This is a genomic window from Burkholderia sp. Se-20378 (assembly GCF_017104665.1).
Taxonomy (GTDB): domain Bacteria; phylum Pseudomonadota; class Gammaproteobacteria; order Burkholderiales; family Burkholderiaceae; genus Burkholderia; species Burkholderia lata.
Window position 1 is genome coordinate 1 of record NZ_JAAGPG010000315.1, and the last position, 9,643, is coordinate 9,643.

General features: G+C 68.4%; 6 protein-coding genes and 1 pseudogene. 4 read left to right on the top strand and 3 right to left on the bottom strand.

The genetic code is table 11. The annotated features are described in order from the left end of the window. Positions 1 to 63: 63 nt before the first annotated feature. A complete protein-coding gene (locus tag G3N93_RS26320; protein ID WP_174988840.1) occupies positions 64 to 480 on the bottom strand; it encodes a nuclear transport factor 2 family protein in 417 nt (138 codons plus the stop codon). Positions 481 to 941: 461 nt separating this feature from the next. Here G3N93_RS26320 and G3N93_RS26325 point away from each other — a divergent pair, with 461 nt between their 5' ends. Both G3N93_RS26325 and G3N93_RS26330 read left to right on the top strand, forming a co-directional pair. After that, positions 942 to 1,151, top strand: coding sequence for a hypothetical protein (locus tag G3N93_RS26325; protein ID WP_089427420.1), 210 nt, complete (start codon positions 942 to 944; stop codon positions 1,149 to 1,151). A 263-nt stretch (positions 1,152 to 1,414) separates the two neighbouring features. Next, a pseudogene (locus tag G3N93_RS26330) lies at positions 1,415 to 2,911 on the top strand (FAD-dependent oxidoreductase). A 109-nt stretch (positions 2,912 to 3,020) separates the two neighbouring features. Here the strand turns inward: G3N93_RS26330 and G3N93_RS26335 are convergent. Next, positions 3,021 to 4,685, bottom strand: coding sequence for an acid phosphatase (locus G3N93_RS26335; protein ID WP_206134283.1), 1,665 nt, complete (start codon positions 4,683 to 4,685; stop codon positions 3,021 to 3,023). A gap of 481 nt (positions 4,686 to 5,166) precedes the next feature. On the opposite strand from G3N93_RS26335, the gene ftsH reads away from it, so the two are divergent. Both ftsH and G3N93_RS26345 read left to right on the top strand, forming a co-directional pair. Then, positions 5,167 to 7,143 (top strand): ATP-dependent zinc metalloprotease FtsH, encoded by a 1,977-nt coding sequence (gene ftsH / locus G3N93_RS26340; RefSeq protein WP_174940947.1) that lies wholly within the window; start codon positions 5,167 to 5,169, stop codon positions 7,141 to 7,143. Positions 7,144 to 7,226: 83 nt separating this feature from the next. Further along, entirely contained in the window at positions 7,227 to 7,694 is a 468-nt protein-coding gene (locus G3N93_RS26345) for an OsmC family protein (protein WP_174937714.1), read from the top strand. 7 nt (positions 7,695 to 7,701) lie between these two features. Here G3N93_RS26345 and otsA read toward each other — a convergent pair whose 3' ends face one another. Continuing rightward, the gene (gene otsA / locus G3N93_RS26350; protein WP_011355125.1) at positions 7,702 to 9,108 is read right to left on the bottom strand and encodes an alpha,alpha-trehalose-phosphate synthase (UDP-forming); all 1,407 of its coding nucleotides are present in this window, start codon (positions 9,106 to 9,108) and stop codon (positions 7,702 to 7,704) included. Positions 9,109 to 9,643: the final 535 nt, after the last annotated feature.

The following is a 9,643-nucleotide window of genomic DNA, read 5'->3' on the forward strand; positions in this document are numbered from 1 at the left end:
TCCGCCGGCGCCGCCCGTCACGAGTGCGGTGCGGCCGGCGAGGGGAGCAGGGGTGCGCATCGTTCAGCCCTCCAGCGGCAGGTCTTGTGCCCAGTCGACGTGCAGCGTGCGCGCGGCGAAGCGCCACGTGCCGCCGTCGAACACGCAGCGGTCGCGATAGCGCAGCCCCCAGTCGAGCTTGCGCTTCACGCCGTCGCGCACGTAGACGTGGCAGGCGACGCCGTAGGTTTCGACATCGGCCTCGCCGCCGTCGAGCGTGACGAGCTGGTTGTGCACGTGATGCTGGGTCGCTTCGTAGCGCTCGATCACGCGCATGCCCGCGACGATCGCGTCGCGGTCGTCGAAGCGGAAGCCGGGGCCGGCCAGGGTGGCATCGGAGGTGAAGAGTGCGGTGAGGCGTGGCCAGTCGCGCCGGTCGACGGCTTGCGCGTAGCGGCACGCCAGTTCGTACAGCGCGTGGCGGGGATTGGAATCGGTCATGCGTGGGCTCCCGTGGAAGAACGGAACGCGTCGGCTGCGCGAGGCGGGCCGACGCGGCGGCATTGCGACGTCGACGCGCAGGTTCGCACCGGGCAGGCCGGGATTCATCATCCATACGGAGCAGGGCGAGGGTCGGGGAAAACACCGGGGCAGGCCGCTACCGGTCACACCAGGGTGCAGAGATGGTGCGGCGCAGCGACTGGTGCGCGACATGCGTCTGACGATTCGTGCGGCCGGCTGCGACTGGCGCACGACGTATCGTGTTTCATCCACGTGGGCGAAGCCGGAGCGCGCGATGTTGCGATGCGTCAGGTCGCGCATCGTCCGCTCAGCGTTTGCCCCTAGTCGAAACGGACGATGGCCGGCGGCCGGGCGCTGGCTACCGTGCAGTCATCCGGTGCCGCATGCGATGCACGCCGGACACGAACCGCACCAGCGGACAACCGGAGGGGACGACGATCATGAGACTGACGACTCGCAAGCTGTGCGTATTGGCGATAGGCACGTTCGCTGCCATGGCGATGGCGCGATACGGCGCCGATCAGGTCCCGTCGCCGCCGTATGCAGCCGGCATCCTGCAATGCCGCTCGGTCGATGCGAACGGCCTGCCGACCGGTTGCGTGCCGATCGATCCGTCGCACTTCGGTTTCGCCGCGATGCGCGGCATGTGACGCCGGCGCGGCCGCGCGCCGCGCAGCGCGAAAGCCGTGGCGGCGCGATGGCGTACGGATGCTTTCGCTACGCCCACGGTTGAATCACTGCGCATCGATCCCGCTTCACGCGGTTCGACTTCATCCGGACATGTGACGGTGGGCGTCCTGCACGCGCGCCGTTACACGCCCGTCTCGGCAATGGGGCCCGCGGAGACGTCCGCGTCAGGCCCTCGCCACCCCCGCCGCTTTCCGCAGACTTCCCCAACGCTGACCCATTCCTCATGTCATCCGACTATTCCCTGACTCACCCCCTGAATACCCGCGACGTGCATCGCTGGGATGCCGAACACGATGTCGTGATCGTCGGCTTCGGCGCGGCCGGCGCCTGCGCGGCGATCGAAGCCGCGAGCGCCGGCGCCGACACGCTGATCGTCGAGCGCGCGTCGAGCTACGGTGGCACGAGCGCGCTGTCGGGCGGCTAGATCTACCGCGGCGGCAGCGGCGGCACGCCCGCGCAGCGGCAGGCCGGCTTTACCGACGACACCGAGGATCTGTACCGCTACCTGATGCTGGCCGGCGGTCGCGACGCCGACGACGCAAAAGTGCGCCTCTACGCGAACGAAAGCCTGGCGCACCACGACTGGCTCGTCGCGCAGGGCCTCACGTACAAGAACACGTTCATCGCCGAGCGGATCGTCGAACCGGAAACCGACGATTGCCTGATCTGGTCGGGCAGCGAGGAAGCCTGGCCGTTCAGCGAGGCCGCGAAGCCGTGCCCGCGCGGGCACACGCCGCAATGGCCGGGCTGGGGCGGCGGGCAGATGCTGATGCGCGTGCTGGCCGAACGCGTGGCGGCGCTTGGCGTCGCGACACGCTACGACACGCGCGCGCTCGCGTTGATCGTCGACGATGGCGGCGCGGTGCGCGGCGTCGTGCTGCGCGCCTATGGCGAAACGGCATTCGTGCGGGCGCGTCGTGCGGTGATCCTGTGCGCGGGCGGCTTCGCGATGAACCGCGACATGGTGCGCCGGCATGCGCCGCAGTTCCTGCGCTCGGACGAACCGATCGGCAGCCCCGGCGACGACGGCTCGGGCATCCTGCTCGGCCAGAGCGCGGGCGGCGCGGCGATCCACATGGATCAAGGCTTCGTCAGCCTGCCGTTCTACGCGCCCGAAGCGCTGATCAAGGGGATCTTCGTGAACGCGCGCGGGCAGCGCTTCATCAACGAGGATGGCTATCACGGCCGCACGGGTCATCACGCATTTCACCAGGCCGACGACCGGATCTACCTGCTCGTCGACCAGGCGACGTATCAGGAGCCGCCCGCGATCGCGCGGATCGGCATCGCGGCGGCCGGCGAAACGTGGGAGGAAGTCGAACGCGACCTGCAGATGCCGGCCGGCACGCTGACGGCGACCGTCGACGTCTACAACCGCCATGCGGCCGAAGGTGTCGATCCGCTGTTCCACAAGGCGAAGAAGTGGCTGCAGCCGCTGATCGAGCCGCCGTTCGTCGCGCTCGATTGCCGGATCGACTATGCGTTCTATCCGCACTTCACGCTCGGCGGGCTCGACACGCTGCCGACCGGGCAGGTGGTCGATGCATCACGCGCGCCGGTGCCGGGGCTCTATGCGGCGGGCCGTACGACCTGCGGGCTGCCGCGCTGGGGCGCCGGGTACAGCTCGGGGCTGTCGCTGGCCGACGCGACGTTCTTCGGCCGGCAGGCCGGGCGTCACGCCGCGCAAGTGGAGTGCGACGCAGTGCGCCGCGCCGCATAGCGTTTTCAGGCCCGAAATGAACGACGCCCCGGGCAATCGCATTGCCCGGGGCGTTGTCGTTTCAAACAGTCAAGCGGTCAAGCCGCCAACCAGTCAGGCCAGTCGGCGCTTAGCCGAGATCGAGCGCATTCGTCAGATCACCCGGCGGCGTCGCGCCGCGCGCGGCGAACGCCTTGTTGCGCGCGACCACGCCGTCGAGCGGTGCGAGCCCGTGCACGCGGCTGATGAAGCGCAGGATCGAGTTCGTGTCGTACAGCGTGTGATCGACGAAACCCTTCTTCGCGAACGGCGAGATCACGAGCGCCGGAATCCGCGAGCCCGGCCCCCAGCGATCGCCTTCCGGCGGCGCGACGTGATCCCACCAGCCGCCGTTCTCGTCATGCGTCATCACGATTACGGTGTTGTCCCATTGCGGCCCACGCCGGATATGGTCGATCACGGTCGCGATGTGACGGTCGCCCGATTCGATGTCCGCGTAGCCGGCATGCATGTTCAGGTTGCCCTGCGGCTTGTAGAACGTGACGGCCGGCAGGCGGCCTGCGTCGATGTCGGCGATGAGGTGGTTGGTCGACGGCTCGTCGCCGAGCCCGGCGTCGCGCAGATGCTTGCCGCGCGCGTCGGTGCCCGGCGCGTAGTTCACGAAATAGTTGAACGGCTGATGGTGGTACTGGAAATCGGGCACGTTGCCCGTGTCGCGATGCTCGAGCGCGTACTGCCACGCACCGCTGTACCACGCCCAGTCGACGTTCTTTTCCGACAGGCGATCGCCGATCGTCGCATAGCCCTGCGGCGGCATCACGCGATGGTCGGCCGGATCCGCATACGCGGCGTTGCCCGGATCGGGCGGCGGCACGTAGCTCGGCTGGTACGGCGGCGCCATCGTGTTCACGCCATAGCCGTCCGGCGTCAGCGGGCCGTCGGCGGCGAACTTCGGCGGGCCGTCGAGCGCGGACGCCGGCGAATGGTCGGCGAGCTTCAGGCGCGTACCGGCGGGATCGTCGCCTTCGACCTTCGACAGCAGTTTCGCCGCATGCGGATGCTTGTGCGCATCCGGATACAGCGGCGGCTGCGCGGAGATCAGGAACATGTGGTTCATCCACGAACCGCCGAAGGCCGCCATGAAGAAGTTGTCGCACAGCGTGTATTGCCGCGCGAGGTTCCACAGCCGCAGCGTGTCGGCCGAGTTGCGATAGTGGCCCATCACGAGGCCGCCCGAATCGGCCCACGCGGCGAACTGGTTGTTGCGGCCGGCCGCGATCTGCATCTGGTTCTGGTAGAAGCGGTGCCACAGGTCGCGCGTGATCACGCCGTTCGGCAGCGCCTTGCCCTGTGCGTCCGTAATCAGGAACGGCGCATTCGGCAGCTTGTCGATGTCGCGCTCGGCGATTGCGTAGCGCTTGCCGTCCACTTCCTGCGCCTGCGGCACGAGCCCGCCCCAGATCTTCGGCAAGACGGGCAGCGGCGTCTTGCCGTCGCGATCGAGCTGCTGCGCGTGTTCGGGCCGCACTTCGCTCAGCGGATGGCGCACGCCCGGGAAATCGCCGTACAGGTTCGCGAAGCTGCGGTTTTCCGCGTAGATCACGACGATGTGGCGCACGCGCTGGCGCAGCGCTTCATCGATGCGCAGGTCGGCGGCGGAGCGCGGCGCGCTGCCTGCCGTGGTTTCACAGCCGCTGAGCGCGACACCCGCACCGAGCGCGGCGAGGCCGCCGAGCACGCGGCGGCGGTCGGGATCGGCGGGAAGGTCGTCGGGGCGATCGGGGGTGTCGTTCACGTCGTGGGTTCCTCGAATGGGCGGGTGGACGGGGGCGTGATGCGCGGCGGCGTCGCACAGGCTGCCGCGCCGCGGGATGGAAAGCAACGGCCCGTGTTGCGTCTGGGCAGGTGCGATGTATCTGTCACAAAAATGTCACGAACGCGACTATAACGCGGCAACGGGGGCGGATGAAAGGTGTTTGTCGGACGATTCGAGTCGCGCCTCGGGCGATGCGCGACGCGCGCGCGAGAGCTAGACTGGATTCAGGGGCGGCGCGTCGCAGCGTGCCGCCCGGGCGAGGATCGCCCGACGGCGCCGGCCGACGGCGTCGTCGCGGTGCCATAGATGCGACGAACGAGGCGATGAAGCGAGGCGACGATGGCGCGCATGAATGCCGCTTCCGCATGGCCGCCGATGGCGCGCGCCGGCTGCGCGCGTGCCCGCACACGTCCGCCGTGCCGCGCAACGCAAGCGTAGCGCGCACGTCCGGCCCGATGCCATGGACAGGAAATTCGACTACCCGGGATTGCTGATCGCGGCGGGCTTCTTCGTGCTGTTCGCCGCGCAGTTGCTGATGCTGCATCCGACGTCGGCGTCGATCGCGTACAGCGATTTCCACCGGCTCGTCGCCGCACGGCTCGTCGACGATCTCGAAGTCGGCCCCGTATCGATCTCGGGCACGCTGAAGATGCCGCAGGCCGGCACGATGCTGCCGGCGTCCGAAGTGGCGGCCGTGCAGCAGGGCGGTGCGCCGTGGCGCTTCACGACCAACCGCGTGACCGACGAGCACCTGACCGACACGCTGACCGCCGCCGGCATCCGCTATCACGGCGCGCCCGACACGAGCTGGATCGCATCGCTGGCATCGTGGCTGCTGCCGCTCGTGCTGTTCGTGTTCATCTGGAACATGATGCTGCGCAAGCGCGGCGGGCTGCAGGATTTCACCGGGATGGGCAAGAGCCGCGCGCGCGTGTACGTGCAGCAGGAAACCGGCATCACGTTCGACGATATCGCGGGCATCGACGAAGCGAAGGCCGAACTGCAGCAGCTCGTCGCATTCCTGCGCAACCCCGACCGCTACCAGCGGCTCGGCGGCAAGATCCCGAAGGGCGTGCTGGTGGTCGGCGCGCCGGGCACCGGCAAGACGCTGCTTGCGCGCGCGGTGGCCGGCGAGGCGGCCGTGCCGTTCTTCTCGATCAGCGGCTCGGCGTTCGTCGAGATGTTCGTCGGTGTCGGTGCGGCGCGCGTGCGCGACCTGTTCGAGCAGGCGCAGCAGAAGGCGCCGTGCATCGTGTTCGTCGACGAGCTCGATGCGCTCGGCAAGGTGCGCGGCGTCGGCCCGATGTCGGGCAACGACGAACGCGAGCAGACGCTCAATCAGTTGCTCGTCGAGATGGACGGCTTCCAGGCCGGCTCCGGCGTGATCATCATGGCCGCGACGAACCGCCCGGAGATCCTCGATCCCGCGCTGCTGCGGCCGGGCCGCTTCGATCGCCACATCGCGATCGACCGCCCTGACGTGAATGGCCGCAGGCAGATCCTCGGCGTGCACGTGAAGCGCGTGAAGCTCGCGGCCGACGTCGATCTCGGCGAACTTGCGTCGCGCACGCCGGGCTTCGTCGGCGCGGATCTCGCGAACGTCGTCAACGAGGCGGCGCTGCATGCGGCCGAACTCGGCAAGCCGGCAATCGGCATGGCCGACTTCGACGAGGCGATCGACCGCGCGTTGACGGGCCTCGAGCGCAAGAGCCGCGTGATGAACGCACAGGAGAAACTGACCATCGCGTATCACGAGGCCGGTCACGCACTCGTCGCGGAAAGCCGCACGCATTGCGACCCGGTGAAGAAGGTGTCGATCATTCCGCGCGGCGTCGCGGCGCTCGGCTATACGCAGCAGGTGCCGACCGAGGATCGCTACGTGTTGCGCCGAAGCGAGCTGCTCGACCGGATCGATGCACTGCTCGGCGGCCGCGTGGCCGAAGAACTCGTGTTCGGCGACGTGTCGACGGGCGCGCAGAACGATCTCGAACGCGCGACCGCGATGGCGCGCCACATGGTCATGCAGTACGGGATGAGCGAGAAGATCGGGCTCGCGACGTTCGACGACGGCGATGCGCGCCAGGGCATGCCCGGCGCATGGCATGCGGGCGACGGACGCTGCAGCGAGCACACCGCGCGGATGATCGACGACGAGGTGCGCACGCTGCTGACCGACGCGCATGCACGAGTCGCGACGACACTCGGCGAACGCCGCGATGCGCTCGAACGCATCGCACGCCGGCTGCTGCAATGCGAGGTGCTCGAACGTGACGCACTGCAGGCGCTGATCGACGGGCGCGACGAACCATCGTCGGCAACGACGGCGGCGCCGGACGACGAAGCCGGCGCACGCGGCGGCGCGGTCGAAACGGAGCAGGCGTCAGCAGTCGAGCGCGATTTCGTCGCGTACGGGCCGCCACGCGAACCCGAGCGCTGAAGATGCCGCGAACCTGCGAGCGGCGCGCGTCGAAGCGACTGCGTGCCGGCATTCCTTTCCCCGTTGATCTCCACGGAGTCGCCATGAGCGAGGCGCACGTATCGGTCGATGTCGCGCAGCAGGCGCGTTTCTGTTTCGAAGTGGTATTTGCCGGCACGACGCTGGCACCGGTGCTCACCGACGAACCGCCGCCGCTCGGCGACGGACGCGGGCCGAACCCGATCCGGTTGTTGGCCGCGGCCGTCGCGACCTGTCTCGCGGCGAGCCTGCTGTTCGCGCTGGAAAAGCAGCATGTCGATCCGCAGCCGATTGCCGCGCATATCGACGTCGACATGGTGCAGAACGAAGCAGGCAGGGTGCGGGTGGGCGCGATGTCGGTACGATTGTCGATCGGCAAGACGTGGGCCGATCTCGCAGCCGCGACGCGCGTGCTCGATCAGTTCGACGCGTATTGCGTACTGACGGAGAGCCTGCGCGAAGGCATTCCGGTTTCGGTCGATCTGTGCGACGTGAACGGCGCGGCGCTGGAATACGCGGCGACGGACGCGTGAGCGCGCGTCAGGATTCGGTCGCGGCCGCGACTTCGGCTGCTTCGGCGAGCGCGTCGAGAAAACGCGTGCGCCACCAGTGCACGTCGGTCTTGCGCACGATCGCCATCAACGCCGCGTGACGCTGGCGGCGTTCTTCGAGCGGCATCGCGAGCGCGCGCTGGATCGCCTGCGCGGTGCCTTGCGTGTCGTACGGATTGACGAGCAGCGCCGACTTCAACTGCTCGGCCGCGCCGGCGAAACGCGACAGCACGAGCACGCCCGGATCGGCCGCGTCCTGCGCGGCGAGGAATTCCTTCGCGACGAGGTTCATCCCGTCGCGCAGCGGCGTGACGAGTGCGACGCGGCTCGCGCGATAAAGGCCCGGCAAGCGCTTGCGCGCAACGGTGCGGTGAATGTAGCGCATCGGCATCCATTCGAGCTCGCCGTAGTCGCCGTTGATCGCGCCGCACAGGCTGTCCATCTCGCGCCGCAGGTCGTCGTACGCGCCGAGATCCTCGCGGCTCGGCGCGGCGATCTGGATCAGCGTCGCGCGGTTGCGGTTCTCCGGATACTGCTCGAGCAACTGGCGGAACGCATGCACGCGCTGCGGCAGCCCCTTCGTGTAGTCGAGCCGGTCGACGCCGACCAGCAGCTGGCGGCGCGAATACTCGTCGCGCATCCGCTCGAACATGTCGATGCCGTCGCGATCGCGTGCGAGCGATTCGAACTCGTCGACGTTGATGCCGATCGGGAACGCGCCGGCCGACAGCGTGCGGCCGAACGCGCGCAGGCGGCCGTCGGGCAGCCGCGCGGCGCCGGCTTCCGCTTCGACGTAGTGCTCGAAGTGGAGCAGATCCGACTCGGTCTGGAAGCCGACGAGATCGTAGGCGAACAGCGAGCGCATCAGCCATTCGTGTTCCGGGATCGCGGCCATGATCGGCGGCGGCGGCATCGGGATGTGCAGGAAGAAGCCGATCGGATTCGTGCAGCCCATCGCGCGCAACTCGGCGGCGAGTGGTATCAACTGGTAGTCGTGGACCCAGATGGTGTCGTCGGGCCGCAGCAGCGTGCGCAGCTTGCGCGCGAACAGCTGGTTGACGCGCCGGTAGCCGTCGGCGAAGCGGCGGTCGAACTGCGCGAGATCGAGCCGGTAGTGAAACACCGGCCACAGCACGTTGTTCGAATAACCGAGGTAGTACGCGTCGTAATCCTGCGGGTCGAGATCGATCGTCGCGAGCTGGATGCCGCCGACGTTCTGGATCTGCACCTCGTCGCCATGCGTAGGCTGGTCGTCGCCGCCGCGCAGCCTCCCGCTCCAGCCGAACCAGACGCCGCCGGATTCCTGCAGGCTGTCTTTCACGGCGACGGCGAGCCCACCGGCCGCGGCTTTACGGGGATCTGCAATGCGATTGGATACGACGACGAGTCGGCTCACCAGCTCTCCTGACGATTGTTGGGGGAATGGTTCGTGCGGCCGTGGCGCGAGAAGCAGACGCCGCCACCGACGCGCGGTGCGCGCAGCGATGGGGCCGCAATGCGATCGGACGGGAGTCAGGGCACGCGATTCGCCGTCCGAACGGGGAGTGCTTTTTTAAGCATACTCGTCATTCGTTCGTTTTAAAAGTCTGCATCGGCGAGCGACGCGCGTGCGAATGCAGCGCGATCTCCATGTCGCCGGTGTGGCAACGCGCGATACACGGGCGGGATTGAAACTTGCGCAATGCTGCAAACGCAGCGTGCGTCATGCGATGCGGAAGCGGGCGCATCGCGTGCGATCGTGCGTGACGATGCGCAGGTCAGAACGCGCGCACGAGGCCGCGCCGGTCGGTAGAAACGACCGTCGATGCGGCGGCTGCGCCGACGCGCGACCTACACCGAGCTACACGTAGGCGTGCCGCGAGCGCGCGACGCGGATCGGCGACGCGCGACGTCGTGGATGCGAACCGGCCGCGCCGGACGGTGACGATGCG

Bases quoted from the DNA above. Each gene is read 5' to 3' on its own strand.
- G3N93_RS26325 (WP_089427420.1), top strand. From the start codon at position 942: ATGAGACTGACGACTCGCAAGCTGTGCGTATTGGCGATAGGCACGTTC.
- G3N93_RS26320 (WP_174988840.1), bottom strand. From the start codon at position 480: ATGACCGATTCCAATCCCCGCCACGCGCTGTACGAACTGGCGTGCCGC.
- G3N93_RS26345 (WP_174937714.1), top strand. From the start codon at position 7,227: ATGAGCGAGGCGCACGTATCGGTCGATGTCGCGCAGCAGGCGCGTTTC.
- ftsH (WP_174940947.1), top strand. From the start codon at position 5,167: ATGGACAGGAAATTCGACTACCCGGGATTGCTGATCGCGGCGGGCTTC.